We start from the raw sequence: 25778 nt of genomic DNA on the forward strand, positions 1-25778 counted from the left end.
TTGGATCTGGGGGGCTGCTAGCTTCCGGTGTTCGCCGTCGCGCCTGATCTGAGGTCAGGTCGCCGGAGCCTGCTTCCACTCGAAAGTCAGCTCCTCGCGGAAGGCAAAGCGCTTGATGTGATCGGCAACGACGCTCTGCATGCGCTCCAGCGATCCGCTTTCATCCGTCGACACCGTGATATGCAGCGCTGCCGCATCGGCATCGAGAACCGTGCGGCCGAGCGACAGATCGATGGTGCCGTGGTTCGGATCGAACTCGACGGGAAATTTGTGCGCCCAGTGCTTGCACAACTGCTGCAAATAGCGGCTGGCATACGCGGTGGTGAGATCGGCACGGCTGGTCGGCATAAATGAATTCTCCTGGATGAGGCACTGGCTTTGCTTGGCTGGCGCGACAGGCAGGTAAATAGGTGCCGTTGGTTGAAATGGCAAAGGCGGCCGGCTTGTCGGCGCGGCCGCCTCGCTCAAGATGCGTGATCGCTACCAGGTGCCGGTGTTCGGCATCGATGCCCACGGCTCGGCCTTGGGCTTGGCCGGGCCCTTCTGCAGCAGTTCGAAGGAGATGCCGTCCGGCGACTTGACGAAGGCCATGTTGCCGTCGCGCGGCGGCCGGTTGATGATGACGCCATTGTCCATCAGATGCTGGCAGGTGGCGTAGATGTCGTCGACCTCATAGGCGAGATGGCCGAAATTGCGGCCGCCCTTGTACTCCTCCGGATCCCAATTGTAGGTCAGTTCGATCAGCGGCGCCTTCTCAGTGATGCCGCTTTCTACATCCTCGGAGGCGGCGAGGAAGATCAGCGTGAAGCGGCCCTGCTCGTTTTCGTAGCGGCGCACTTCCTTAAGGCCGAGCTTGTTGCAGTAGAAATCAAGCGAGACATCGACGTCGGCGACACGGACCATTGTGTGGAGGTAGCGCATGGGATTTCCTCGGGGATGTTTGGGTTGCGAGGCAACATAAGGTCCACCCCGCCGAAGGGCAACGAGCATCGGACTGGAAAAGTGGTCACCGGTTTTGGAAAAATCAGATTGCTCTGACAAAAGCGCCGGACACAAGTGGTTGCCGATTTCGGCAAAATCCCTTGCAAATTGCCGACCGGTTGACCGCCTTGATGGATCGTCATTGCTGCCGGCAGCGACGCCGGCAAACAACAAGTCAGCTATTCCTGTATTCAACCGTGAAAAAAGGCACGGCAGGTCTTGCACACCCCGGAAGCGGCGGTGTTAATCTAATGTCAAGAATCACTTGCGGTTTTCTTGAAAAAAGGGGGCGTTCTTATGGGGGATAAGGCCTCTTTCACGAGGCGGGATGAGAACCTTGACGGCGCCCTGAAGCGCGACAGTGGCGGCGATAGCGCCGACCTTGTCGAAATCGCCGGCGCCATCAAATGGTTCGACGTGGCCAAGGGCTACGGTTTCATACTACCCGATGACGGTTCTTCGGGCGACATCCTCCTCCATGTCACCTGCCTTCGAAAGGACGGTTTTCAGACGGCATTGGAGGGCGCGCGTGTCGTGTGCCTTGTCAAGCATGGCGACCGTGGTTTGCAGGCGTTCCGGGTGCTGTCCATGGACACCACCACCGCGGTCCATCCGGCTGAGATGCAGGAACAGCGCACCCATGTGGCGGTGACGCCGGAAAGCGGGCTCGAGCGGGCGCTGGTCAAGTGGTTCAACCGCACCAAGGGCTTCGGCTTTCTGACGCGCGGCGAGGGCACCGAGGATGTCTTCGTCCATATGGAGACGCTGCGCCGCTATGGCATCACCGAGCTCAGGCCCGGACAGGTCGTGCTGGTGCGTTTCGGACGCGGTGACAAGGGCCTCATGGCTGCCGAGATTCACCCCGATATGGGCACCTTGCCGGTCGCGCATTAGGACGCGAGCCTTCCTGAGGAAGTCAGGACGGCGTTTTTCTTGGTTTCACCACGATCTTATCCGAATACCTGAGACCACTTTTAGGGATCATGGTCTTTGGTCGAGGATTTCCAATGGCGTACAGGAACTGGCTGACAGCGGGCGCGCTCTGCGTCATCGTTGCGGTAGCCGCAGGCGCTTACTTCTATTCCGGGCAGCCGACCGCATCCCAGCAGACGATCGCCGGCGGTCAGGCGATGATCCTTCCCGTCGATCCGACACCCTTGGTCGTGGCGACGAAAGGCGGCGATAAATCCTTTTCGATCGAAGTCGCCGACACCGACTCGGAACGCGAGGCCGGCCTGATGTATCGCCAGGATATGGCCGACAATCATGGCATGCTGTTCGTCTTCGAGATGCAGAAGCAGGTCGGCTTCTGGATGCACAACACGCCGATGCCGCTCGACCTGATCTTTGTTGGACAGGACGGCAAGGTCCGGGCCGTCAAGCACGGCACTCCATTGTCCGATGCAGTCATCTCGCCGGGTGTGCCAGTGCGCTTCGTGCTGGAGCTCAAGGCCGGCACCGCCGCCAAAAACGGCATCGACTATGGCGATCTGCTGCGCCATCCGGCCGTCGGCACGGTGTCCGGCCCCGGCATGCCGCCATCGGACAAGGGCAACGCGCCCATGCCCGGCGCCGGCTGAGCCGCTCCCGATGCAATTCTTCTCCCATGACGGGTTCGACTTCGCCTTCCTCGACCGCCAGCCGGCGTCGGGGGCGGGCGATCCGGTGCTGATGATCCACGGCTTTGCCTCCAGCCACTATGTCAACTGGGTATCGCCCGGCTGGTTCAAGACGCTGAACGATGCCGGCTATCGCGCCATCGCCTTCGACAATCGCGGCCACGGCTCGTCGTCGAAAAGCTATGACGAGGCCGACTACACCCCGGCCAAGATGGGCTCGGACGCGGCGGCCCTGCTCGACCATCTTGGCATCGGCCGCGCGCATGTCATGGGCTATTCGATGGGCGCGCGCATCGCGGCGTTCCTGGCACTGTCGGATCCCGACAAGGTGGCGACGCTTGTCTTCGGCGGGCTCGGGATCGGCATGGTCGACGGCGTCGGCGACTGGGATCCGATCGCCGAGGCGCTGCTGGCCAACGATCCGGCCGCCACCAGCCATCCGCGCGGTCGCTCGTTTCGCGCCTTTGCCGATCAGACGCGCAGCGACCGCCGCGCGCTGGCCGCCTGCATCGCCACGTCGCGCGAACTGCTCAGCGAAGACGACATGACGCGCATCGCCCAACCAACGCTGATTGCGGTCGGGACGACAGACGATATCGGCGGCTCGCCCGACGAGCTCGCCGCGCTGATGCCGAACGCCAAGGTGTTTCACATAGACGGCCGCGACCATATGCTGGCTGTGGGCGACAAGACCTTCAAGCAGCGGGTTTTGGAGTTTTATGCCGAAAATCCGCTTTAACCGGTAAGCGATTTTCGGGCGATATGGATTGGGCGGCCGGCGAGGGGTGGCAAACAATGGCACAATGGGGAAGAAGCGCCGACGCTCTGCCGGGCGCCGTCGTGACAAGCAAGTTCGGCAAGCGTTCCGTCATCCTGGCGCTGCTCGCCTTCGGTGCCGGTGTGATGGCGCTGACCACAATGGTGGCGCTTCCGACCCACGCATCCGAGCGTGCCCAGAACATCGCCACGGGTTTCTTCATGGCGGTTTTCCTGCTGGCAGGGCCGTTGGCGCATATTGCCGGATTGATTTTCGGGCTGATGGCGCTGGTGCGTTCGAACGATAGCCGCGTGCTTGGGGTCGTCGGCATCCTGCTCAACGGCGGCTCCCTGGCGGTTGGCTTCCTGCTGCTTGTGGCAATGGCATCGACGATCGGCGCTTTCACCTGATCGGGGACGAGTAATGGCCGGATGGGGAAGAAGCACGATAGCAATGCCCGGCGTGGCGGGGCGGAGCAGCTTGGGCAAACGCTCGGTGATCCTGGCCCTGCTGGCGTTCGCAATGGATTTTGCGGCGGTGGTCACGCTGGCGTTGATGCCAGGCGAGGCGTCGCTGGCCGCTCAAAACGTCCTCGGCGGGGTTTTTCTGCTGGTGTTTCTCGTTGCGGCGCCGCTGGCGCACATCACCGGCGTGGTTTTTGGCTTGATGGCACTGGGACGTTCAAACGACAATCGTGTCCTCGGCATCGTCGGTATCATCCTCAACGGGCTGTCGTTGGTGATCGGCCTGTTCTTTGTTTGGGCGGCCACCAAGTCCGTTGGCGCCTTCAGGTGATCGATCTTCGTCTGGCTTGCAGCCGGAGGCGGTGCCGCTTTGGTTGACCTTCTCGTCACCTATATGGACATGCGCGAACCGAATTCGGCGCCGGCTTTCGACTGCCCGCTATCGGGCGCCACGGTGGCGCGTGAAACACTTGATGTGGCCGACTATATCAGCCTCTACCACGCGGTCGGCGAGCCCGTGCAATGGGACCAGCGGCTGCGCATGCCGGCGGAAGACCTCGAGCGCCTGCTGGCGCTGCCCTCGACACATATCCACGTGCTGCGCGTCGAGGGCGTGGCCGCTGGCCTGTGCGAATTCAACGGCGTCGGCCAGCCTGAGGTCGAACTGGTTCATTTCGGGCTGATCCCCGTCTTCCACCGCCGCAGGCTTGGGCCATTCCTGCTCGACCAGGCGCTTCGCGCCGTCTGGTTGCATGCGCCGCAAAGGGTCTGGCTTCACACCGACACCTTCGATCACCCTGGCGCGCAAGCGGTTTACCGGCGCGCCGGTTTCAAAGCCTATGCGCAGCGCATTGAGACCTTTCCGGATTAGGGTTTGAGCGTTTCGAGCGACCGCGCCATGTTTTGCCTGGCCTGGGGCTCGAACCTCTGGCGGAATTCCTGCGAGTGAAAAATATGCTGGCGCGCGAGGAAAGTCTTGAGAATCACGCCGCGGCCGGCGCGCCACATCGGCTCCTCGACCCAGCCATATTCGCGTCGGACCGCTTGTTCATAGGCGTCGAAAGCGCCGGGTGACGCACCCAGGATCGCCAGGTCCATGTCGAGGAAAAGCGCTGCGTCGCGGAGGGCGTTCTCATCGGCGAGGCCCCGTGGTTGAAGGCTGGGCAGTTCATGCGTGGCGGTGGCGACGATCATCGCCGCGATGCGGCCGAGGCGCTCCGGATCGGTGCGGGCGCCAAGTTTGTCCTGCGCAAGTGCCGCACTCCTGGCCTCGTTGTCCTTGGCGCGGCTGTCATAGATGGCGTCATGGAACCAGATTGCGGCTTCGACGGCGCCGGAATCATGCAGCGATGCTCGATATTCGTCCGCCAGCGCCAGCAACGCCTCGATATGGGCGAGGTTGTGATAGTGGCGATCCGGAGCTTGATAGAGCGCGGAGAGCGCGCGTTTCAGCGGAGCGTCGATCAAGGGTTCGTTTTCCATGGCGGCTTGAATTTCCGTGAACCAAATCCATTTCACCGAGCACTAAGGAAAATTGAGTTCAATCGTGCTATGATCTGGCTTATATGTGCCGCCGGAGAATAGGCAAGCGGCCAGGACGCAGGACAAGACGTCGATGAACAGCATCAGCATTTCCCGCCCCACAATGGTCCAGCCGGTCGATCCGATCTGGCGTTCGGTCCGCGACGAGGCGATGGAAGCGGTCAATCGCGACCCGCTTCTGGCGGCGTTCCTCTATTCGACAATCCTCAACCAGGAGAGCCTGGAGGAGGCGGTCATCCATCGGCTCGCCGAGCGGCTTGCACATCAAGACATCGGTTCCGACCTCATCCGCCAGACCTTCAAGTCGATGCTGGCCGACGACAAGGAATGGTCGTCGATCGTGCGTGTCGACATCCAGGCCTATTACGACCGCGATCCGGCCTGCGACCGCTTCATCATGCCAGTGCTCTATTTCAAGGGTTTCCACGCCATCCAGACGCACAGGCTGGCCCATTGGCTGTGGAATCAGGGCCGCAAGGATTTCGCCCTCTATCTGCAGAGCCGCTCGTCTTCGGTGTTCCAGACCGACATCAACCCGGCCGCCCGCATCGGCAAGGGCATCTTCATCGACCACGCCACCGGCCTCGTCGTCGGCGAGACGGCGGTGATCGAGGACGATGTGTCGATCCTGCACGGCGTGACGCTGGGCGGCACGGGCAAGGCCGGCGGCGACCGCCACCCCAAGATCCGTTACGGCGTACTGATCGGCGCCGGCGCCAAGATTCTCGGCAATATCGAGATCGGCCATTGCTCGAAGATCGCGGCAGGCTCGGTCGTGCTGTCGCCGGTGCCGCACAACAAGACGGTTGCCGGCGTACCGGCCCGCGTCGTCGGCGAGACCGGCTGCGACCAGCCTTCGCGCCAGATGGACCAGCTTTTGCCGTCGCAATCGATGGACCAGGTCGTCAGCTTCGACATCTGATTTGCAACACCCGGCGCGCCGGACTGAAGTCCGGTTGCCGGCGCCGTTGCCTCTGAAGCATGATGCCGAAAAGTGTGAGGCGGTTTTCGGACGACATCATGCTCTACCTCCTTGATTTAGAGGCGGATTTGGATTCGACCTGAAATCATCCGGCCCCAGGGTTCGCGTTCTATCCAGCCGGCTTGCCTTTACATCGCCATTGTCGACGTGCCAGAAGCGCGTTCCAACGAGCAAGCCCGACGATCGGAGAAGACTTTTGAAGCCGGACGAAATCAGAAAGCTGGACGCCTATTTCAAGCGCGTCTTCCAGAATCCCAAACTCGAGGTGAAGGCGCGGCCGCGCAAGGAAGATTCGGCCGAGGTCTATGTCGGCGACGAGTTCCTCGGCATCGTCTTCAAGGACGAGGACGACGGCGACTATAATTTCTCGATGGCGATCCTCGACATCGATCTGGCCTGAGCCCAGAGGGCTACGGACTTCGGCGATTGGCGGCAGCCACCTGCGCCATCGTCATCCCGGGGAGAAGCAGCCGCACAGCGGCGTCGCTGAGACCCTGGGATACATTCCGGGCCTCGGCTCAGGAATGTGGCGGTCCAGAACTGCCTCTGCTGCTTCCCAACAGTAATTCTGCACCGCTTCGCTGCCTTAAGGGCATGGAACGGATCCTCGGGTCCGCGCGGCTTCGCGCCCGTGTATGACAAAAGCAGAGGGCCGCTACCGTGCGGTCTTTAAGACGCGCGTGGCCTCGGCGACGATAGCGGCGTCAAGCGCCGGCCAGTTGCCCAGCAACTCCCGGGGAAAGCGGTAGGTCAGGCTGAGGCTGTCGCCGACCTGGATGTCGCGCTCGCAGGGCGCCAGCGATTCCTCAGCGCTCGGTCCGCTCAGGCAGCGGGCGACGAACGGGTCCTTGCCGGCCCGGCCGGCGACCGCGAGCACCTCGTTGAGATAGCCTGATTTTTCCGTAAAACCGTAAATCGTCGTGCCGCCGGGGCCGGGCGCGCCGGGCTGGCTGATGAGCGCGCTATAGATCGGCGCGAAACGGCCGCTCATGTCGCGCGACATCATCTGCGGTTCAAACGACAGGAAGATGATGTTTTTGGCGGCCCCCGTGTGGTTGAAATCGTCGCGGGCGGCTTCGCTGTAGCCGTCCATCTGGGGATAGCGCAGATAGAGGTCGAGGCGCGAAGCGATGCCGTCGCGCCGCGCCTGCAGGAAGCGGATGGCGTTGGCCGGCACGGCAATGACATTGTTGCCGATCACTACCCTGTGGACCGTGGTGTCGTCGGTGTAGCCGGCCATGGCGATCGAGCGGCCGAACCATTTTCCGCCAAGGCTGATCGCCAGCGACAGCAGCGCCAATGCGGCAAAAGCATAGAACACCCGCTTCATCAGCACGGAATCGACGACGTTGAACTCTTCTGCGGTCGCTGCCTGCTTCATCGCAATCCCCATAGTCGCCGCCCTCTGTCCCTGGGCGGCACACATGCCGCGGCATGGCTCTTGCTGCGCTGGACGCGACTGTGCGATTTCATGGTAAACGGAAGGTAAAGATGAGCCTGCTACTGCCCGTTCTCTTCGCTTTCGCCGTCGGCCTCACCGCCTGCGGGCTTACTGGGTCCGTGATGGAACTGGCGGCGGGCCGCCGGCTTGCCTTTGCCGAGCCTTATGTGTCGCCGGCGTACATCCTGCGCTCGCTGGCCGCGACCGCTTGCGCCGGGCCGTTCATGCTCGCCAACGATGCGCTCGATGCGCGGCGCGAGGGCCGCATTTCGACGCTGATGCTGATGTCCTGCGGCTGCACGGTGATCGCCTGGGCGCTGACGCTGGGCATCGTGCTGATCGCCATTGCCTCCTGGGGCATTGGCTCTCCTGGTGCGCTTCAGCTTTTGGTGGAATCGCTGGCGCGGTATTTGCCTTGAGGCAATTGCTGGGGGAAACCGCTACGCGGTTTTCCTAGGATTGTTCTAGGGTTTGTCCCGGCCTGCGACGAATCGGAGACTGCAAATGCCGACCTATGCAATCGACGGAAAAGCGCCCCGTTTCGAGGATCCCGACAGCAACTGGATCGCGCCGGACGCGACGTTGATCGGCGACATCAGCGTCGGTCGCAATGCCGGCTTCTGGTTTGGCGTGGTCATCCGCGGCGACAACGAGGCGATCGTCATCGGCGCCGACAGCAATGTCCAGGAACATACGGTGATGCACACCGATCCCGGTTTTCCCCTGACGATCGGGCCGGGCTGCACGATCGGCCACCGCGCCTTGCTGCATGGCTGCACGATCGGCGACAACAGCCTGATCGGCATGGGCGCCATAGTGCTCAACGGCGCCAGGATCGGCAAGAACTCGCTGGTCGGCGCCGGCGCACTGGTCACCGAGGGCAAGGAGTTCCCCAACAATTGCCTGATCGTCGGCTCGCCCGCGCGGGTGATCAGGACGCTGGACGATGCCGCGGTTGCCAGGCTGCGCGTCTCGGCCGCGCACTATGTCGCCAATGGCAAGCGCTTCAAGGCCGGGCTGAAGAAGGCCTGAACTCTATTAATGTTTGACGTTGATCTTTTCCGAACGGCAGGTCAGCGCAGCAAAAATCGTTTCTCGCTTTCGCTGACGCGGTCCTTCGGCTCGGGATCATGGTCTGAAATGGTGGAGCCGGCCCGGGGACGGGGCCGGCTCCTTAAAACCCGGTCGTTGGGGACGGGGAGGGTGGGGACTCGACCGGGCTTTCTCGTTAGGCACGTCGCATTATTCGATGTGCTTGACCTCTGTGATGGCGTTTTAGCGGACGCTGGCAACCGCGTCGGCGCGGCCGTCGTTGATCGTCACCCACACGCCGGAATTCTGGTCGGACTGGCGCTTCAGGTAGGTGTAGTCGGTGTCGGTCCAGGACAGCACCTTGGACTCCAGATTGTCGAGGATGAACTCGCCGAGGCTGGTGCGCACGGTCAGCACCGCATGGCCGTCGCCATTTTGTTGGCGCGCTACGGTCATCAAGAGATTGCCGGCGGGAACGCCAAGCGCCATCAATTCGCGGCGCTTCTCCAGCGCATAGTCCTCGCAGTCGCCGAAGCCGCTGTCGGGATAGGACCAGACCTCTTCCTTGCCCCACATTTCCATATCGGTGCGCGGCACGATCCGGGTGTTGACAGAATTGTTGACGTCGACGATCGCCGCCCACAGCTTGCGCGTCAGTTCGACGGGCGCCTGCTTCGGCGTGCGCTGAGCGCATTCCTGCGGCAGCTTCTGGCAGAATTCGTAGTGACCGACCGGCTGTGTCGTGCGGCCGCCAGTGTGCATGTAGGCCGGTCCTGCTGCTTGCGCCGTTCCCCAAGCGGAAAGCTGCATCGCCATTGCCAAGAGCAACAGCTTGCCCCACGTCTTTGCCATTCGTCAGTCTCCCCGTTTGAGGAGACAATGACAGCGTTGGATTTATTTGACGCAAAAACCCGAAGTAGACATTGAGTAAAACCTCAATAGAATACGCGTAAAATTTGATCTATTTGAGTATAAAATCGTTCAGGGTCTCGGCGTAAAACCGCGGTGTCGGGGCGCGGATTTCCGGGTGGAGCCGTGGATTTGCTGCGTGCCGCTACAAGCTGGAGAGGCAGGCGGAACGCCGGCAACAAAAAACCGGCCGCGCAGGGCCGGTTCGTTTTTGCTGCTTGTTGCCGATCGTTCAGGCGCGCGGGGCGTTGAACTCGGAATCGAGCGTTTCCGGGCGTTGGATGACGGCGAATTCGATGGCAACGCCATCCTCGAAATGACGCACCACCTGGCCACGCATGGTGCCCAGCATGACCTGGATGCCGAGCGCCGGCTTGACGTCGATCTCGACCGCCGCGCCCGACAGCGACAGGTCGATGATGCGGCACTGATACTGGCGCCCGTCGGTGAGCTGCAGGACGCTTGTCGGGTTGCGCGGCGCCACGCGTTCGTGGCGACGGTCTTCCGGCAGGTCGAGTTCATGCTTGTTGGCGAGCCAGGTCAACTGCGCGGCAAGCTTGTCCTTCTTGCGATCCGAGGCAATGACGGTCATGGCGAAGCCGTCCTGCGAGGTGCGCGTCACCACGCCCTCGATGCGGCCGATATGATCGATATAGGCAATGATTTTTTCGCCCGGCATGCCGATGCGCTCGGTGCGCAACGCGACATTGCCCGGTGACATATCGACGACCTGGCAAGGGTGTTCGGTGCGGTCCTCCAGCATGAAGCGCCCGTAGATCTTGACCCGGACGCGCTGAAAGTTACGCCTTTCGGCGCGGGACGGTGCGTATTCGACCGCCGCTGACCTCATGACTGCCTACACCCCGTTGGCGTTCCCGCGTCGTGCGTGGAATCTCGGCCAAAACTACAGCCAAGCAGGTTAACAAAGGAGAAAAGTGGGTCGCCGATAGTTAAGATTAGCGCCGGCTTGGAGACTATTGCTCGCGCCCGCCGTCGAACACGACGAGGTGGCGGATACGGCGCGACCGACCGAGCGCCGAGATGGTCTCCGCCGCTTCGAGTTCGGTGGGAGCCAGCGAAGGAACGGATATTTCCGGACGGTTTTTCAGGAACATCGGTTCCTTGTCGGGAGCGATGACGCGGATGGCGTCGATCAGCGCGTCGGTGATCGGGTCGGCGCCCAGCCAGAACGGCTTTTCCACGGCGCTGATGACGCCGAGGCAGCGCGGGTTCTCGACGCCGCCGTCGAGCGGCAGCGCAAGCAGTTCGAAGTGGTTGGACCGGCCGCTGCGGCTGAACCCCTCATAAGTGATCAGCACCACGGATTTCTGCTCGAAAACGCCGTGAATGAGGCGCGACACCAGCCGCTGGTCCTTCTCGCGCCATAGCGAGGGGAACGAAAAACCCTTGAGTTCGCGGCCGTAGCCGGCGCAAAGCCTGGTGCCGGCAAGCCGGAACACCGCTTCGCCGCGCGTATCCCTTTCCAGGATGAAGGTGTCGGCCAAAAGCGCCTTGATATCGGCCGGTTCGACTTCCGAACGCTTTGGGGCAGGACGTCCATGACGCAGGCGATTCCAATAATGGAACAGCGCGATTGATCCGTTCTGGTTCATGCTATGAAACTCCGCGCATTCTGCCGTCTGATGGTCCCATCGGTGAACAGAAAGGGCGCCCTCCGATGACCTACATGCGTTCCGGAGCAGGATGCGTGCCAGCGTCGTTAAGACTTGTTCACGGGTCGGGGACGTTAAGGTTAACAAACGGTTTACGTTGCGCGCACAGGCTCGCCATGGCACACCAAAACCACTCCAGAAGCGGTCGTTTCGCGACGACCAACAGCACTTCGGTCAATAGTTTTAGGGGAGCAGGGGGCTCGACCAGCCGTTCAAGGGAAACCTTGGACGGCTTCTTTTTGATTCGCGGTTTGTGATTCGCGCTTTGTGATTCGTAGTTTGTGATTTGTCCGGGCATGGCCTAGATGCTCGCGACACGCAAATCCCTGGATCAGAGCATATGAGCGAACCGGCCGGCCCCCTGGAGACCGAACAGACCGCGGAGGCGCCGCCGCCGCGCCGCGAGCCGGTGTTCAACCTGCCACCGGTGGTGCTGGCGGTGATCGGCATCTGCGTCGCCGTCTTCCTGCTGCAGCAATATGTGCTGACCGAAGAGCAGCAGATAACATTGCTCACCGATGGCGCCTTCATTCCGGTCCTCTACACCGGCCAATACGGTTTCGACTGGTTCCTCTTCACCCGTCCTTTCACCTATGCCTTCATGCATGGCGGCGTTGCTCACATTGCCATCAACATGGTTGCGCTGGCCGCCTTCGGGTCGCCGCTGGCCAACCGTCTCGGCTGGTTCTGGTTCGCCTTGTTTTTCGCCGCCACCGGGCTGGCCGCGGTGGTGCTGTTCTGGGCGGTCCATCCATATGGCGAAGCACCGCTGGTCGGCGCTTCCGGGGCGATATCGGGCATGATGGGTGCGGCGGCTCGCTTCGGGTTCCGTACCGACCGCTCCTCCGGCAGGGCGGCCTTTGCCGGTCCCGTGCTGCCGATCGCAATGGTTTTGCGCATGCGCGGCGTCGTCAATTTTCTCGGCGCCTGGATGGTCATCAATCTCGCCACCGGCCTTTACGGTCTCGGGCTCGGAGAACCCGGCCAGATCGCCTGGGAAGCGCACATTGGCGGCCTCGTCGCAGGCTTCTTCGGATTGCGCTGGTTCGACCGGCGCTGGCGGGCGCCTGAATGGGAGATCCCCGACGACCAGCGCACCCCCGACTAGCGCACTCTATTGGCGCACCCCACTGGCACACCCCACTGGCACACTTGAAAAGCAACCGATCACGGCGCACGATGTTCACTCTTATGTGAAGCCGGTCAGGGCGGGAGCTGGCTAGCCAAGCAGGAGGAGGAGGACGCCATGACGGTTAAGGCAATTCTCGAGAGAAAAGGCCATGACGTGTTCACGCTCGGGCCGAATGTAAAGCTCAGCGAAGCCATTCGAATCCTGGCCGACCACAAGATCGGTGCACTGGTCATCACCAATGGCGATCGCAAGATCGTCGGCATCCTTTCCGAGCGTGACATCGTGCGGGTCGTTGCCAGGGAAGGCGCTGCCGCACTTGATATAACGGTACGCTCGGCGATGACGCCGAAAGTGAAGATCTGCAACGAGAACCACACGGTCAACGAGGTGATGGAGATCATGACCAAAGGCCGTTTCCGCCATCTGCCGGTGGAAAAGGATGGGCTGCTCGACGGGATCGTGTCGATCGGCGACGTGGTCAAGCGCCGCATCGAGGATGTCGAGCGCGAGGCCGACGAAATCAGGGCCTATATCGCAACGGCCTGACCTGACGAAGAAACCGCCGACCGAATACCGGCCGGCGGCGTTCATTCTATCGGTTGCCGAGCGGCCGAAAGGGGCTGAAAAGGCCAGCCCACTGCTCTGCGCTGCTTTGGGCGCTTGTCTCGCGAAGCGGTTTGCACTAGCGAAGACCGATACCCAAATTCGCGAAAATCGCAGTTTTCGCGAGCCAAAAGCGCAGGCCACCATGACCCTTATCGATACCCGCACGCCCGATGCCAAACGTTTTATTCCCGGCGCTACCGGCGATTGGGAGATCATCATCGGCCTCGAGGTCCATGCGCAGGTGACCTCGGAAGCAAAGCTGTTTTCCGGGGCGTCGACGACTTTCGGCGCGGCGCCCAACGCCAATGTCAGCCTGGTCGACGCGGCCATGCCCGGCATGCTGCCGGTCATCAATGAGGAATGCGTCAAGCAGGCGATCCGCACCGGCCTCGGATTGAAGGCGCAGATCAACCACAAGTCGGTTTTCGACCGGAAAAACTATTTCTATCCCGACCTTCCGCAGGGCTACCAGATATCGCAGTTCAAGCAGCCGATCGTTGGCGAAGGCACGATCGTCATTTCGGTCGGTCCCGACCGGCAGGGCGAGTTCGAGGACATCGAGATCGGCATCGAGCGCCTGCACCTGGAGCAGGACGCCGGCAAGTCGATGCACGATCAGCATCCCACCATGTCCTATGTCGATCTCAACCGCTCCGGCGTGGCGCTGATGGAGATTGTCTCCAAGCCCGACATGCGCTCCGCCGACGAGGCCAAGGCGTATGTCACCAAGCTGCGCACCATCGTGCGCTATCTCGGCACTTGCGACGGCAACATGGACGAAGGCTCGATGCGCGCCGACGTCAACGTCTCCGTTCGCAAGCCCGGCGGCGAATTCGGTACGCGCTGTGAGATCAAGAACGTCAACTCGATCCGCTTCATCGGCCAGGCCATCGAGTTCGAGGCGCGCCGCCAGATCGCCATCCTCGAGGATGGCGGCAAGATCGATCAGGAAACCAGGCTGTTCGACGCCGTCAAAGGCGAGACGCGCTCGATGCGCAGCAAGGAAGAGGCGCATGACTACCGCTACTTCCCCGATCCCGACCTTTTGCCGCTGGAATTCGATCAGGCCTATGTCGACGCGCTGGCCAAGGAGTTGCCGGAACTGCCCGACGACAAGAAGGCGCGCCTGATCTCTTCACTTGGCCTGTCGACCTACGACGCCTCGATCCTGGTGTCGGAAAAGCCGATCGCCGACTATTTCGAGCAGGTGGCCTCGGGCCGCGACGGCAAGCTTGCCGCCAACTGGGTCATCAATGACCTGCTCGGCCAGCTTAACAAGGCCGGCAAGGGCATTGAAAATGCTCCTGTAACACCGGAGCAGCTCGGTGCCGTGATCGACCTGATCAAGGAAGGCACCATCTCCGGCAAGATCGCCAAGGATCTGTTCGAGATCGTCTGGAACGAGGGCGGCGATCCGCGCCAGTTGGTCGAAAGCCGCGGCATGAAGCAGGTCACCGACACCGGCGCCATCGAGAAAGCGGTCGACGAGGTGATCGCCGCCAACCCCGACAAGGTCGAGCAGGCTCGCGCCAAGCCGACCATGGCCGGCTGGTTCGTCGGCCAGGTGATGAAAGCCACCGGCGGCAAGGCCAACCCGCAGGCGGTCAACGATCTGGTCAAGGCCAAGCTCGGTATCGAATAGAACAATGTTCGTCCGCACCGCCAGCGAACGTGACCTTGCCGCTGTCCGCGCGCTGCTGGTCGAAACCTGGCACGCAACCTACGACGCGATCTATGGCGCCCAGCGGGTGATCGAAATTACCGACGACTGGCATTCGATCGCCTCGCTCAAGGCGCGGCTGACAAGGCCGAACTCGGAATTCCTGGTCGCCGATGACGGCAAGCGTATCGGCGGCATGGCTTTTGCCGCCGCAACGACGGATGCGAAGATCGTGCTGCTGAACCAGCTCTATGTACTGCCGGCCTGCCAGCGGCAAGGCATCGGCCAGGCCTTGCTGGACGAGGTCGAAGCCAGCTTTCCCGAGGCGAACAGGTTGCGCGTCGAGGTGGAAGAGGCCAACGTGCCGGCCATCGCCTTCTACCGTTCGAAGGGATTTTTGCCGGTCGGCAGCACCGCCGATTGCGGCGGCGGTTCGGGGTTGCCGGCGCTGATCTTCGAGAAACCGCTGGGATAGGCGCCCGACGAAACGCTCAGTGCTGTCCTTTCAGCACGACCAGATAGCCGCGTTCCACCGGCTGCCGGAAGGCGATCTGTTCGGATGTGCCCGGATCTTTCGATTGCTTTTCGATGACGTAGCCGCCGGGGTGAGACTTGAGCCATTCCTCAGGCTTGTCGGCGTTCTCGAATGGCTTCTCTATTCGCCCAAGGAAACCGACCTCGCCCTGATAGTCGTAAGCGACGGCCCAGTCGGCGTCCTTTCGTTCGTCGATGAAGCTCGCCAGCTGCGTGAGATCGTAGCGTTTGAACACGGTCGCCGAGGCGGCGGCGTGGCCGATGGCGAAAAGGGCAAGCATGACAAAGGCCGTCGCCCTCAGCCTGGCGACTGAAATCTCGGCCATGAAATAGCCCAGCAGAATGGTCGCGAACGGTAGTGCCGGCACGACATAGTGCGGCTGCTTGCCGGATATGGCGCTGAAGACCAGCAGCACCGCAATGAACGAGAACGACAGCAGGCGCAGGGCACGCAGATCCGGGGATTTGGTGTCGATCAGGCTGCGTATCCGGGCAACCGGCCTCAGCCGCCACACCGGGGGGATAAAGGCCCAGGGCACGAACATGAGCGGCAACAGCATCAGGTAAAAGTAAAACGGCCGGCCATGCGAATTGTGCAGGCTTCCGGTAACCCGACCTGCCGACTGGTTCCAGACGAGATCGTAGACGAAACTGCCCTTGGTCAGGATGGTCGCGGGCGCCAGCCATATAGCGACCGGGACAAGGGCGGCGAGAATTGCCAGGCCGGCTCCGGCAAAGAACTGCAAAGGGGCAAGGCCGGCTCGCCGGTCACGCCAGAGGGGATAGAGCAGGACGGGCGCGCCGATGTGAATGAGCACGACCGGGCCTTTGGCCAGCACGCCGAGCCCGATGAAGAGACCCGCCAGCACCGCCTGCCAGCGGTTGCCGGTCCTGGCGAAGCCCAGCAACGCCAGCAGTGCGGCGACCACACAGGCCGTCAAAAGCATGTCGAACAGGATCAGGGTCGAATAGATGACAAAGACGGTGCTGCCGGCCACCAGCCAGGGGATGCGACTGGCGATTTCCGGGCGCTCGGGAAACAGGGTTTTGGCCAGAAGTGTCGTCAGCCAGATGACCAGCGACGAGGCAGCGAAGATGACGAGCATCGCCGCCGCGCGGCTCACACCGAAGATGTTCCAGACGAGATCGATGAGCCAGAACAACAGCGGCGGCTTCTGCAGATAGGGCGCAAAGTTCATCGTCGGTACGAAGACATGTCCACCGAGATACATCTCCCAGGCGACGCTGAGATAACGCGTCTCGTCGACCGGCAGTAGCGGACGGAAAGCGAGCGCGATGCAAAGCAGGGCCAGCAGGAAGAGGTAAGGCAGCAGCCGTTCAATTCGTGTCGGTATCAAGTTCGGGACCGCCCAGGAAATGGTTTTCCACGTCCGGTCGTGCACGATGCACCGTCTCCGGACCGGAGCAGAACCGCACCATGATTTTGGCCGAATTGCAACGATGCCGGCTTGGTATTGTGGATTACGCCTGCGTACCGGCAAATAGTTGAAAAATTTGATGATTGGCTCCGAGTATGGCTTCAGGCCGAGCGCAGCGGCGGCGTCAATTCGCGCATCAGGAGTTCCAGCTCTCGCTGGTCGCCGGTGGCGGTCTTGTCGAAGATGGTTGCCAGCTGTGATTTGACGGTGCCGTCCGAGACGCCGCTGGCAGCCGCGATTTCACGCCGTGTCAGCCCGGCGGCGACATGGCCGGCGACACGCTTTTCCGCTGCGGTCAGTCCGAACAGCGCAGCGATCGCTTCCAGCGCCGGCACTGATGCGGCGCCGGCGGCGGCAATGAAGATGGCCGCGGCGGCGCGCGGCGACATGCGGGCCGAAATGTCGCGTCGCGCCAGAGGCATGACATGCGCCACCGCCGGAGACATGGCCTTCACCAGCGGAATGTTGATGCCGGACGGTCCGAGCGCGAATTCGTCGCGCGTGCCGAGCTGGACGGCGCGGCCGATGGCGGTGTTGGCGTTGGCATAAGCGAAGGACAGCTGGCCGCGCACCGAGGACACTGAGGCGGTTTCGGTGAGCAGGGCTTCGGCTGCCGGATTGGCGAAAATGATCTGCATATCGTCGGCGACGATCAGCACTGGATGGTCGAGGCTCTCAAGGATCGAGCGAAAGATGTCGGCCTTGCGCCGCTCGGCCTCGAACAGGTCGCCGATGGTCACCGCACGCCGGACATGGGGGGCGAGCCTGGACATCAGGTCGATATCCCTGGCTGAAATCTGGGGCCTGTCCTTGTCGGTAACCACCATCAGCGTGCCGGTGCGCGCCGGCTGCTTCATCAGCGCTACCCAGAAGAAATCGTCGAGACGGTTGGGTTCCACCCACTCGCGCACGATGCGGCTTTCGAGCCAGTTCTGGCGGGCGTCAGGGCCTTGCAGGGCGTAGACGCTGTCGACGGTCAACGGTATGTCGACTTCCATCTTCGGCACCGCCTTGAAAAAGGGCACCTCGCAGGCGTAGTCGCGCTGCAGCGGCTCAAGCAGAACCGGATCGCCGCAGGAAGTCGAAAACCGGGCCGAGTTTCTCGCCGTATCGACGACCGCCAGCATGGCAAGCCGGCCGAGCGCCAATTTGCAGATTGATTCAAGCGTCGATGGCCAACGGCCGACATCGACAATCGAATCGTAGATTGCCTCGACGATCTGCGGCAGGGCGCGACCGACTATGTTGGCCTGGACAGACACGTAGAGCCTCGTAAGGATTGCAGCGTAGTGGCAGGTCACACACTGTCTCTGCCTGGGGTCGCACACAACATAGCCGGCTTGGTTACGTCTGTGAAACGTCTCACAGCGGCGTTCGGTGTATCGTGAGCGCTTACGGGCTGGCCAGAACGTACCTGATGAGCCGTTGTCTAAGAGCGCTCGGGCCGCTCTGCGATACAAATCAAAGTGAACGGAATTGGAATTTTTCAGGGAATAAATGAGTAAACTTCCACATTGTCGATCAACCTGGTTCTGCCAAGCCACGCCGCGGCAAGCAGGCGGCCATCGCCGTCACGCCGCCACGAGGTGAGCGTCAGGCTCTCGCGCGCGGCGACATAGTCGACGCTGTCGAAGCCTGCCTCGAGAAGCGCGGCAGTGGCTTTACCGGTCACGCCGTTTTCATCGGCACCGGCCGCGAGCGCTGCCGCCGTCTGGCGCAAGATGACATTGAGCTGTCGCGCGACGTCGAGCTCGGCGGCGTCGAGATAGGCGTTGCGCGACGACATTGCCAGGCCATGCGCATCGCGCACGGTTGGCGCGCCGACGATTTCCACCGGAAGGTCAAGATCGCGGCAGAGCTTTCGGACGACGCAAAGCTGCTGGTAGTCTTTTTCGCCGAAGATGGCGTAGTCGGGCAGGGCTTGCAGAAAGAGCTTGGCCACGACCGTGGCGACGCCCTCGAAGAAGGTCGGCCTGAAATCCGATTCCAGGCCAGAAGACGGGCCGCCGACCGAAATCTTCGTCGCAAAGCCTGCCGGATACATTTCGGAAACCGTAGGCGTGAAGGCAAGCTGTGCGCCGGCCTCGGTCAGCCGGTCGAGATCGCGGGCCAGCTGCCGCGGATACTTGTCGAGATCTTCAGTGGGGGCGAACTGGGCCGGGTTGACGAAGATGGAGACGACGCAGCGATCGGCCGTTGCGAGCGCAGCCCCGACCAGCGAGATATGGCCGTCATGCAAAGCGCCCATGGTCGGCACCATGGCGACGCTCAGGCCTTCGCGCCGCCATTCGCGGATCTGCGCGCGAAGGCCGGGCACGGTGTCGACGACGAGCGGCTGGCGGATGGGGGGCCGGTTCATGCCTTGTCCTTGTCGCTCGCGGCTGAAAAGACGTGGCCCGGCCCGGGGAAGGTGCGGCTGCGCACCTCCGCCGCATAACGCGCCGCGGCATCGGCGACAGCGCTGCGCAAATCGGCGTATTCCTTGACGAATTTCGGCACCCGGTCGACCGTCAGGCCGACCATGTCGTCGATGACCAGGATCTGGCCGTCGCAATCGCGGCTGGCGCCGATGCCGATGGTAGGAATGGTAATGTGCCGGGTGAGGTCGGCGGCAACGGTCTCGACCGTGCCTTCGATGACCAGCGAAAACGCGCCGGCCTTTGCGACCGCGTCGGCGTCGCGCATGAGCGCGGCCACATTCTCCGGCGTGCGGCCCTTGATCTTGTAGCCACCGTCCTTTTCCACCGATTGCGGCTGCAAGCCGATATGGCCCATCACTGGAATGCCGGCCGTGACGATTGCGGCGATCTGGAGGGCGACTTCGACGCCGCCTTCCAGCTTCACCGCCTCGCAGCCGGTTTCCTCAGAGATGCGGCGCGCCGAGGCAAGGGCTTGCGCGGCCGAAGTCTCGTAGCTGCCGGCCGGCATGTCGACCACCACGCAGGCCTTTGACGAACCGCGCATCACGGCCTGGCCATGGGCGATCATCATCTCCAGCGAGGCGCCGAGCGTGGTCTTGTGGCCATACAGCACCATGGCAACGCTGTCGCCGACCAGGAGAAGGTCGACATGATCGTCGAGCAGGCGGGCGACGGGATAGGTGTAAGCGGTAAGGCATACGACCGGCACGCCGCCCTTGCGGGCGCGTATTGTCTCCGCACTGATCCTGGCGACAGCTAAGGCCATTCCTCACCTCCCGCAGCCGGCGTTGACTACAGCGCCGCGCGTCCCGTGGACGCGCAAAGGACGCTGTAGCACTTTGGTTTGCGCATGATCCTTTCCGAAAATCGATTTCGATTTTCGGGGTCATGCGGCAGCGCCGGGCGGGCGATGAGAGCTTTAGGAAGACGCAGCCGGCTTGGCAAGCGTCGGTTCGCAGGTGCGAAATGGATCGGCCAATGACCGAGCGTTTCGGCATGCCGTCAGTGCCGCAGGCGCCGCAAAACCCTTGCCTTCGCCAAGGCCTGACGCCATAAGCAGGGAACAGCCACCGCCGCGCGCCCGCGAGGATCTGAATGAAAACTTTCCTTCTGCAGTTTTTCACCTGGTGGAACCGCCAGACGCTGGGAACCCGTTTTCACACCTGGCGCCACGGCAACAAGGTCGGCCAGGATGGGGCCGGCAATGTCTACTACGAAGGCGGCGTCGATTCGGAAGGCCGCACCCGCCGCTGGATCATCTACGCCAATTATTCGGAGGCGTCGGCGATCCCTCCGGGCTGGCACGGCTGGATGCATCACCGCGTCGATGTGGCGCCGCCAAGCGACGACTATCGGCCGCGCGAATGGGAAAAGGCGCATGAGCCGAACCTCACGGGAACACCGGCGGCTTATCGCCCGAAGGGTTCCGTGCTCACCAATCAGCACCGTCCGCAGGTGACGGGCGACTACGATGCGTGGACGCCTGGTTCTTGACCGCCGGCCGGTCCTTTGTCGCCACAATTGGCGTTTAGCTGCTTGCTGATATGACAACGGCGAATAGCCTTGGGCGTGACAGAATCACCCGGGCCCAAACCACCGGTATCTCCGCATGAACATTTTCAGCCTGACATCGATGGCCGGACTGGCGGCAATTGGCGCTGTCGCCATGTTCCCGACAGCGTTTGCCGCGGCGCAGGCGCCTGCGGCAGCACCCGCAATCTCCGATCGCATCACCAATCCGGTCGCCGAATTTGCCGGCATCGACAAGATCACCGGCCGTATCATCACCTTCGATGTCTACATCGACGAAACCGTGCAGTTCGGCGCTTTGCAGGTGACGCCGCGCATCTGCTATTCGCGGCCGGAGAATGAAGAGCCGAAGACCGATTCCTTCGTCGAAGTCGACGAAATCACGCTCGACCGCAAGATCCGCCGCATCTTCACCGGCTGGATGTTCGCCGAGAGCCCCGGCCTAAACGCCGTCGAGCACGCCGTCTATGACGTCTGGCTAAAGGGCTGCAAGCAGAAGTCGGATGTGCCGCCGCCCGACGCGGCCAATGCCGAGACGCCCAAGGTCGACACGTCCAAGCCAAAGCCCGCCGCTGCTCCGGCCGCCGAACAGCCGGACCCTACGGAACCTGACGCGACCAACACCAACTGATCCTCCGGAACCGTGGTGGCAACTATGCGTTGGGCCATGGACGATGACGCATTTATGCGCTTGGAGGATATTCTGATGTCGGACAGCAAACGGATCACGGCCAGCAAAGACGACCTGCTCGAACTCGAAAAGGGGTTCTGGACGGGCGACGAAGCTTACTACGCCGCCAATGTCGACACAGAATGCCTGGTAGCATTTCCTGAGATGGCACAGGCAATGGACAATGCCGATCTGGCCAAGACCGCGACCAAGCCGAACCGCTGGCGCGACCTTCAGATCGACCTCAAGGGTATCATCGAGCCCGGCAGCGACATTATCATGCTGACCTATGAGGCTCATGCGACACGAGAAAACGGCGAGCCCTACGCCGCGTTGGTTAGCACCGGCTATGTTCATCGTGTCAACGGCTGGAAGATGATGTTCCATTCGCAGACGCCGATGGAAACCGCGAAGGGCTGACCCCTTTCACCGGTCGAGCCGGCTCGGCCGCTCGGTCTCCGGTCAGGGATAAAAAACGGCTTCGCCCTTCAGCGCGTCGGCCAACATCTTCTCGTATTTGACGCGCGGCACGTCGACCGCGCCGAAGCGTTTGAGATGCTCAGTGGTGAATTGCGTGTCGAGCAGGGCAAAGCCGCGCGCCTTCAGCCGCTCGACCAGATGATACAGGCAGGTCTTGGACGCGTCGGTTTCCCGGGCGAACATGCTTTCGCCGAAGAACACGCGACCGAGCGAGACGCCATAGAGGCCGCCGACCAGCCGTTCCTCGCGCCATGCCTCGACCGAATGGCAGTGCCCCAGACGGTGCAGTTCGATATAGGCTTCGCGGATCGGCGCGTTGATCCAGGTCGAGCGGCGCTCCTCGCGCTTTTCGGCGCAGCCGTCGATCGTCGCCTCGAAATCGAAATCGAAGCGGATGTCGAACGGGTGCTTGCGAATTGTCTTCCGCAAGCTCTTCGGCGTGTGGAAGCCATCGAGCGGTATGATGCCGCGCGTCTCCGGCCGCACCCAGAACACTTCCGGGTCGGAAGCGCTCTCGGCCATCGGGAAGACGCCCGAGGCATAGGCCTTGAGCAACAGGTCGGTCGGAATGCGATAGCCGGGAGCGTAAGGACGGGTCATCGCGGCATCATAGCGGCAAGTCGGGCGCTATTCCTCTTTGGCCAGATACTTTTCCAGCCAGTGGATGTCGTAGTCGCCATTGGCGATATCGGCATTGCCGACCAGGTCGCGAAACAGCGGCAGCGTCGTCTTGATGCCGTCGACGACGAACTCGTCGAGCGCCCGGCGCAGCCGCATCATGCATTCGACGCGGTTGCGGCCGTGCACGATCAGCTTGCCGATCAGGCTGTCATAATAGGGCGGGATCTTGTAGCCGGAATAGACACCGGAATCGACGCGGATGCCGAGACCGCCAGGCGTATGGAAATGCGTAATCGTGCCGGGCGAAGGCGTGAAGGTGCGCGGGTCCTCGGCATTAATGCGGCATTCTATGGCGTGGCCGTTGAACTTGATGTCCTCCTGGCGCACCGAAAGCCCGCCGCCGGAGGCGACGCGGATCTGTTCGTGGACGAGATCGATGCCGGTGATCGCCTCCGTTACCGGATGCTCGACCTGCAGCCGCGTGTTCATCTCGATGAAGTAGAACTCGCCATTCTCGTACAGGAATTCGATGGTGCCTGCGCCGGAGTAGCCGAGGTCGGCGATGGCCTTGGCACAGATATTGCCGATGCGGGCGCGCTCCTCGGCGTTGAGGGCCGGCGAGGGCGCCTCTTCCCAGACTTTCTGGTGGCGGCGTTGCAGCGAACAGTCGCGCTCGCCGAAATGCACGCCGCGGCCGGCGCCGTCGCCGAATACCTGCACCTCGATGTGGCGCGGCTTTTCCAGGTATTTCTCGATGTAGACGGCATCGTCGCCGAAGGCCGCGCCGGCCTCCGTGCTGGCTGTCTGCAAGGCGATCTCGAGATCGGCTTCGGTAAGGGCGACCTTCATACCGCGCCCGCCACCGCCTGCCGAAGCCTTGATGATCACGGGATAGCCGATCTCGGCGGCAATGCGCCTGGCTTCCTTCTGGTCGGTGACGGCGCCGTCGGAGCCCGGCACAACCGGAATGCCGAGCCGCTTTGCCGTGCGCTTGGCCTCGATCTTGTCGCCCATGATGCGGATATGGTCGCCCGACGGACCGATGAAGGTGATGTTGTGGGCGGCGAGAATGTCGGCGAACTTGGCGTTTTCCGACAGGAAGCCATAGCCCGGATGCACGGCATCGGCGCCTGTGATCTCGCAGGCTGCGACGATCTGGTGGATGTTGAGATAGCTGTCGCGCGACGGCGGCGGACCGATGCACACGCTTTCGTCGGCGAGCCTGACATGCATGGCGTCAGCGTCGGCGGTCGAATGCACGACCACGGTCTGGATGCCGAGTTCCTTGCAGGCGCGCAGCACCCGAAGCGCGATTTCGCCGCGGTTGGCGATGAGGATCTTCTGGAACATCCGGCCCGCTCTACTCGATCACGACGAGCGGCATGCCGTACTCGACCGGCTGGCCGTCCTCGAACAGGATCGCCGTCACCGTGCCGGCGCGCGGCGAAGGGATCTGGTTCATCGTCTTCATCGCTTCGATGATCAGCAGCGTCTGGCCTTCCTTGACCTTCTGGCCGACTTCGATGAAGGCCTTGGCGTCGGGCGAGGGCGCGAGATAGGCGGTGCCGACCATCGGCGAGGGGACCGCGTTCTTGGACGGGTCGGCCACTGCTGGTGCGGCAGCCGCGCCCGCCGCGGGCTGCTGCGCTGCCGGAGCATAACCGGCCTGCGGGGCGGCGATGGCGTGGACGGCCGGCGCCTGGCGCGACACGCGCACCTTCAGGTCGCCGAGCTCGACTTCGATCTCGGTGAGATTGGTGTCGTTCAGTATGCCCGCGAGATCGCGGATCAGTTGCTGGTCAACACCGGTCTTCTTTATCGACATTTTCGAGCCTTCTGTTTGTGGGCCGGTCATAGGCGTGCCGCCAGCGCCTGCAGCGCCAGCGAGTAGCCAAGCGGCCCGAACCCGCAGATCATGCCGACAGCGACCGGCGCGACCATGGAGACGTGGCGGAATGGTTCCCGCGCGTGGATGTTGGAGAGGTGAACTTCGGCGACGGGCAGCGGCGCGACAGCGCGGATGGCGTCGTGAATGGCAATCGAGGTGTGGCTGTAGGCACCCGGATTGATGACGATGCCGGCTGCCTTGTCGCCGGCTTCCTGGATCCAGTCGACGAGGTCGCCCTCATGGTTCGACTGGCGAAAATCAATCTCGAGGCCAAGGGCGGCGCCCGCCTGCTTACAGTCGTCGGCGATCGCGGCAAGCGTCTTGCCGCCATAGATGCCCGGCTCGCGCTTGCCGAGCGCGTTCAGGTTGGGGCCGTTCAGGACGAAAATCGTTTTCAAAAATGCCGACCTTTTCCGACGCCGGCCTCAAGCCGGCGCGCAGGGCCTTCTATAATGGGCATAGCCGCCCGCGGAAAGAGCACAAGTGCGATCTTTCACTGTCCACAACAGGCGGAAATGTGCCCGTGAGAAGGCTCGCGTGCAAGATCAGAGCGCGGCTTTCGCCGCCTCGATCTTTTCGGCCAGCACTTCCTGGCCGAGCGCGCCGAACACCACTTCATTGCCGACGACATAGGACGGCGTTCCGGTGATGGCCAGCTTGTTGGCGAGGTCGAAGGTCTTGGAGAAGGCCTCGGTGATGGTCGGGTCCTTCATCTTCTCGCGCAATTTCGCCTCATCGGCGCCTAGCGACAGCGCAACCTTGATGGCCGCCGCCTCGGTGGCGCGGCCCTGGCCGCCGAGCAGGGCGTTGTGGAACTCGCCGTATTTCTCCGGATGCATCAGGTGGAAAGCCATCGAGACGACGCTGGCCTTTTGCGAATCCGGCCCGAGGATCGGGAATTCCTTGAGCACGAAGCGCAGCTCCGGATCGGCCTTTGTCAGAGCCTGCATGTCGTCGATGGCGCGTTTGCAGAAGCCGCAATTGTAGTCGTAGAATTCGACGATGGTGACCTTGCCCTTCGGATTGCCGACGACGCCGTCGAAGGTCGAGTTGAAAATCTCGGACTTGGCCTTCTCGATGACGCCGAGGCTGGCTATGCGCTGCTCTTCCTTCTGCTTGGCCTCGAGCGCCTCCTGCACTTCGAGCAGCACTTCGGGGTTCTTCAGGAGATAGTCGCGGATAATGCCCTCGACCTCAGTGCGATCGATCTTGGTGTCGGCAGAGGCGGTCTGCACGGTCTGCGCCGTGCCGGCCTTGGCCACCTGCGGACTGCCGGCGACGAACCCGAAAGCGAGCATGGCAAGAGCAGCCGCCACTCCCGTCGTGCCGAGCAATATTGCCTTGTTCATCGTCTCATCCTCTTTACCGGTTCCGGTCTATCCTAGTCGCCGCGGGCGA

The 25778-nt window shown here is 62.4% G+C and carries 33 protein-coding genes; 17 read left to right on the forward strand and 16 right to left on the reverse strand.

Annotation, left to right across the window (positions count from 1 at the left end; all coding sequences use genetic code 11):
- Positions 1–54 precede the first annotated feature (54 nt).
- The gene (locus NKK50_RS04600) at positions 55–348 is read right to left on the reverse strand and encodes a DUF2218 domain-containing protein (RefSeq protein ID WP_023695391.1); all 294 of its coding nucleotides are present in this window, start codon (positions 346–348) and stop codon (positions 55–57) included.
- Between the two features lie 132 nt (positions 349–480).
- Positions 481–921, reverse strand: a complete 441-nt coding sequence (locus NKK50_RS04605; RefSeq protein ID WP_023667513.1) for a VOC family protein — start codon at positions 919–921, stop codon at positions 481–483.
- A gap of 357 nt (positions 922–1278) precedes the next feature.
- On the opposite strand from NKK50_RS04605, the gene NKK50_RS04610 reads away from it, so the two are divergent.
- The 6 genes from NKK50_RS04610 to NKK50_RS04635 all read left to right on the forward strand — a co-directional run bounded on the left by NKK50_RS04610 (position 1279) and on the right by NKK50_RS04635 (position 4692).
- Positions 1279–1875 (forward strand): cold-shock protein, encoded by a 597-nt coding sequence (locus tag NKK50_RS04610; RefSeq protein WP_031203973.1) that lies wholly within the window; start codon positions 1279–1281, stop codon positions 1873–1875.
- Between the two features lie 113 nt (positions 1876–1988).
- Entirely contained in the window at positions 1989–2561 is a 573-nt protein-coding gene (locus NKK50_RS04615; protein WP_023833722.1) for a DUF192 domain-containing protein, read from the forward strand.
- 10 nt (positions 2562–2571) lie between these two features.
- Positions 2572–3339: an alpha/beta fold hydrolase gene (locus NKK50_RS04620; RefSeq protein WP_023681517.1), complete on the forward strand. Its 768-nt coding sequence runs from the start codon at positions 2572–2574 to the stop codon at positions 3337–3339.
- 56 nt (positions 3340–3395) lie between these two features.
- Complete coding sequence (locus NKK50_RS04625) at positions 3396–3767, forward strand: hypothetical protein (protein WP_023741428.1); 372 nt, start codon at positions 3396–3398, stop codon at positions 3765–3767.
- 70 nt (positions 3768–3837) lie between these two features.
- The gene (locus NKK50_RS04630; protein WP_023667509.1) at positions 3838–4152 is read left to right on the forward strand and encodes a hypothetical protein; all 315 of its coding nucleotides are present in this window, start codon (positions 3838–3840) and stop codon (positions 4150–4152) included.
- 39 nt (positions 4153–4191) lie between these two features.
- The gene (locus NKK50_RS04635; protein ID WP_023667508.1) at positions 4192–4692 is read left to right on the forward strand and encodes a GNAT family N-acetyltransferase; all 501 of its coding nucleotides are present in this window, start codon (positions 4192–4194) and stop codon (positions 4690–4692) included.
- Here the strand turns inward: NKK50_RS04635 and NKK50_RS04640 are convergent.
- Entirely contained in the window at positions 4689–5303 is a 615-nt protein-coding gene (locus NKK50_RS04640) for an HD domain-containing protein (protein ID WP_023667507.1), read from the reverse strand. The genes NKK50_RS04635 and NKK50_RS04640 overlap by 4 nt on opposite strands.
- Before the next feature lie 133 nt (positions 5304–5436).
- Here NKK50_RS04640 and cysE point away from each other — a divergent pair, with 133 nt between their 5' ends.
- Positions 5437–6285, forward strand: a complete 849-nt coding sequence (gene cysE, locus NKK50_RS04645) for a serine O-acetyltransferase (RefSeq protein WP_023667506.1) — start codon at positions 5437–5439, stop codon at positions 6283–6285.
- A gap of 256 nt (positions 6286–6541) precedes the next feature.
- Positions 6542–6745, forward strand: coding sequence for a DUF3126 family protein (locus NKK50_RS04650; RefSeq protein WP_006200852.1), 204 nt, complete (start codon positions 6542–6544; stop codon positions 6743–6745).
- Positions 6746–7000: 255 nt separating this feature from the next.
- Here the strand turns inward: NKK50_RS04650 and NKK50_RS04655 are convergent, their stop codons facing one another.
- Positions 7001–7726, reverse strand: a complete 726-nt coding sequence (locus tag NKK50_RS04655; protein ID WP_023667505.1) for a hypothetical protein — start codon at positions 7724–7726, stop codon at positions 7001–7003.
- A gap of 110 nt (positions 7727–7836) precedes the next feature.
- Here NKK50_RS04655 and NKK50_RS04660 point away from each other — a divergent pair, with 110 nt between their 5' ends.
- Both NKK50_RS04660 and NKK50_RS04665 read left to right on the forward strand, forming a co-directional pair.
- A complete protein-coding gene (locus NKK50_RS04660) occupies positions 7837–8205 on the forward strand; it encodes a DUF6949 family protein (protein WP_023667504.1) in 369 nt (122 codons plus the stop codon).
- Positions 8206–8290: 85 nt separating this feature from the next.
- Positions 8291–8818: a gamma carbonic anhydrase family protein gene (locus tag NKK50_RS04665; RefSeq protein ID WP_023715799.1), complete on the forward strand. Its 528-nt coding sequence runs from the start codon at positions 8291–8293 to the stop codon at positions 8816–8818.
- A gap of 243 nt (positions 8819–9061) precedes the next feature.
- On the opposite strand, the gene NKK50_RS04670 is transcribed toward NKK50_RS04665, so the two are convergent.
- From NKK50_RS04670 to NKK50_RS04680, 3 genes are all read right to left on the reverse strand, one after another.
- The gene (locus tag NKK50_RS04670; RefSeq protein WP_023695381.1) at positions 9062–9670 is read right to left on the reverse strand and encodes a transglutaminase-like cysteine peptidase; all 609 of its coding nucleotides are present in this window, start codon (positions 9668–9670) and stop codon (positions 9062–9064) included.
- 289 nt (positions 9671–9959) lie between these two features.
- Positions 9960–10577: a PilZ domain-containing protein gene (locus NKK50_RS04675; protein WP_352543138.1), complete on the reverse strand. Its 618-nt coding sequence runs from the start codon at positions 10575–10577 to the stop codon at positions 9960–9962.
- A gap of 124 nt (positions 10578–10701) precedes the next feature.
- On the reverse strand, positions 10702–11340 hold the full coding sequence (locus tag NKK50_RS04680) for a PAS domain-containing protein (protein WP_023833720.1): 639 nt from the start codon (positions 11338–11340) through the stop codon (positions 10702–10704).
- Positions 11341–11740: 400 nt separating this feature from the next.
- On the opposite strand from NKK50_RS04680, the gene NKK50_RS04685 reads away from it, so the two are divergent.
- From NKK50_RS04685 to NKK50_RS04700, 4 genes are all read left to right on the forward strand, one after another.
- A complete protein-coding gene (locus tag NKK50_RS04685; RefSeq protein ID WP_023667499.1) occupies positions 11741–12508 on the forward strand; it encodes a rhomboid family intramembrane serine protease in 768 nt (255 codons plus the stop codon).
- A gap of 138 nt (positions 12509–12646) precedes the next feature.
- Positions 12647–13078: a CBS domain-containing protein gene (locus NKK50_RS04690; RefSeq protein ID WP_023667498.1), complete on the forward strand. Its 432-nt coding sequence runs from the start codon at positions 12647–12649 to the stop codon at positions 13076–13078.
- Positions 13079–13280: 202 nt separating this feature from the next.
- Positions 13281–14780 carry an Asp-tRNA(Asn)/Glu-tRNA(Gln) amidotransferase subunit GatB gene (gene gatB, locus NKK50_RS04695; RefSeq protein WP_023688375.1) on the forward strand — a complete coding sequence of 500 codons (1500 nt, stop codon included), beginning with the start codon at positions 13281–13283 and terminating at the stop codon, positions 14778–14780.
- A gap of 4 nt (positions 14781–14784) precedes the next feature.
- The gene (locus NKK50_RS04700) at positions 14785–15273 is read left to right on the forward strand and encodes a GNAT family N-acetyltransferase (RefSeq protein ID WP_023710580.1); all 489 of its coding nucleotides are present in this window, start codon (positions 14785–14787) and stop codon (positions 15271–15273) included.
- A 16-nt stretch (positions 15274–15289) separates the two neighbouring features.
- Here the strand turns inward: NKK50_RS04700 and NKK50_RS04705 are convergent, their stop codons facing one another.
- The 4 genes from NKK50_RS04705 to panB form a co-directional block, all read right to left on the reverse strand.
- Complete coding sequence (locus NKK50_RS04705) at positions 15290–16735, reverse strand: ArnT family glycosyltransferase (protein WP_155923526.1); 1446 nt, start codon at positions 16733–16735, stop codon at positions 15290–15292.
- Between the two features lie 137 nt (positions 16736–16872).
- Positions 16873–18033, reverse strand: a complete 1161-nt coding sequence (locus tag NKK50_RS04710) for a helix-turn-helix transcriptional regulator (RefSeq protein ID WP_023738939.1) — start codon at positions 18031–18033, stop codon at positions 16873–16875.
- A gap of 224 nt (positions 18034–18257) precedes the next feature.
- On the reverse strand, positions 18258–19130 hold the full coding sequence (panC, locus tag NKK50_RS04715) for a pantoate--beta-alanine ligase (RefSeq protein ID WP_444849040.1): 873 nt from the start codon (positions 19128–19130) through the stop codon (positions 18258–18260).
- Entirely contained in the window at positions 19127–19957 is an 831-nt protein-coding gene (panB, locus tag NKK50_RS04720; protein ID WP_023744843.1) for a 3-methyl-2-oxobutanoate hydroxymethyltransferase, read from the reverse strand. The genes panC and panB overlap by 4 nt, the downstream gene beginning before the upstream one ends.
- Before the next feature lie 329 nt (positions 19958–20286).
- Between panB and NKK50_RS04725 the strand changes: the two genes are divergently transcribed.
- From NKK50_RS04725 to NKK50_RS04735, 3 genes are all read left to right on the forward strand, one after another.
- A complete protein-coding gene (locus NKK50_RS04725) occupies positions 20287–20685 on the forward strand; it encodes an NADH:ubiquinone oxidoreductase subunit NDUFA12 (RefSeq protein WP_023710575.1) in 399 nt (132 codons plus the stop codon).
- A gap of 115 nt (positions 20686–20800) precedes the next feature.
- Complete coding sequence (locus NKK50_RS04730) at positions 20801–21352, forward strand: DUF2155 domain-containing protein (protein WP_023681499.1); 552 nt, start codon at positions 20801–20803, stop codon at positions 21350–21352.
- Positions 21353–21427: 75 nt separating this feature from the next.
- Positions 21428–21811: a hypothetical protein gene (locus NKK50_RS04735; protein WP_023667489.1), complete on the forward strand. Its 384-nt coding sequence runs from the start codon at positions 21428–21430 to the stop codon at positions 21809–21811.
- A gap of 42 nt (positions 21812–21853) precedes the next feature.
- On the opposite strand, the gene aat is transcribed toward NKK50_RS04735, so the two are convergent.
- The 5 genes from aat to NKK50_RS04760 form a co-directional block, all read right to left on the reverse strand.
- Positions 21854–22471, reverse strand: a complete 618-nt coding sequence (gene aat, locus NKK50_RS04740) for a leucyl/phenylalanyl-tRNA--protein transferase (protein WP_023681498.1) — start codon at positions 22469–22471, stop codon at positions 21854–21856.
- 27 nt (positions 22472–22498) lie between these two features.
- Entirely contained in the window at positions 22499–23842 is a 1344-nt protein-coding gene (gene accC, locus NKK50_RS04745; RefSeq protein ID WP_023681497.1) for an acetyl-CoA carboxylase biotin carboxylase subunit, read from the reverse strand.
- A gap of 10 nt (positions 23843–23852) precedes the next feature.
- Positions 23853–24317: an acetyl-CoA carboxylase biotin carboxyl carrier protein gene (gene accB, locus NKK50_RS04750; protein WP_023681496.1), complete on the reverse strand. Its 465-nt coding sequence runs from the start codon at positions 24315–24317 to the stop codon at positions 23853–23855.
- A 26-nt stretch (positions 24318–24343) separates the two neighbouring features.
- Positions 24344–24778 carry a type II 3-dehydroquinate dehydratase gene (gene aroQ, locus NKK50_RS04755; protein WP_023667485.1) on the reverse strand — a complete coding sequence of 145 codons (435 nt, stop codon included), beginning with the start codon at positions 24776–24778 and terminating at the stop codon, positions 24344–24346.
- 147 nt (positions 24779–24925) lie between these two features.
- The gene (locus NKK50_RS04760) at positions 24926–25729 is read right to left on the reverse strand and encodes a DsbA family protein (RefSeq protein WP_023667484.1); all 804 of its coding nucleotides are present in this window, start codon (positions 25727–25729) and stop codon (positions 24926–24928) included.
- Positions 25730–25778 lie beyond the last annotated feature (49 nt).

Origin of the sequence: Mesorhizobium sp. M0001 (genome assembly GCF_040324255.1) — a bacterium.
Taxonomy (GTDB): Bacteria; Pseudomonadota; Alphaproteobacteria; order Rhizobiales; family Rhizobiaceae; genus Mesorhizobium.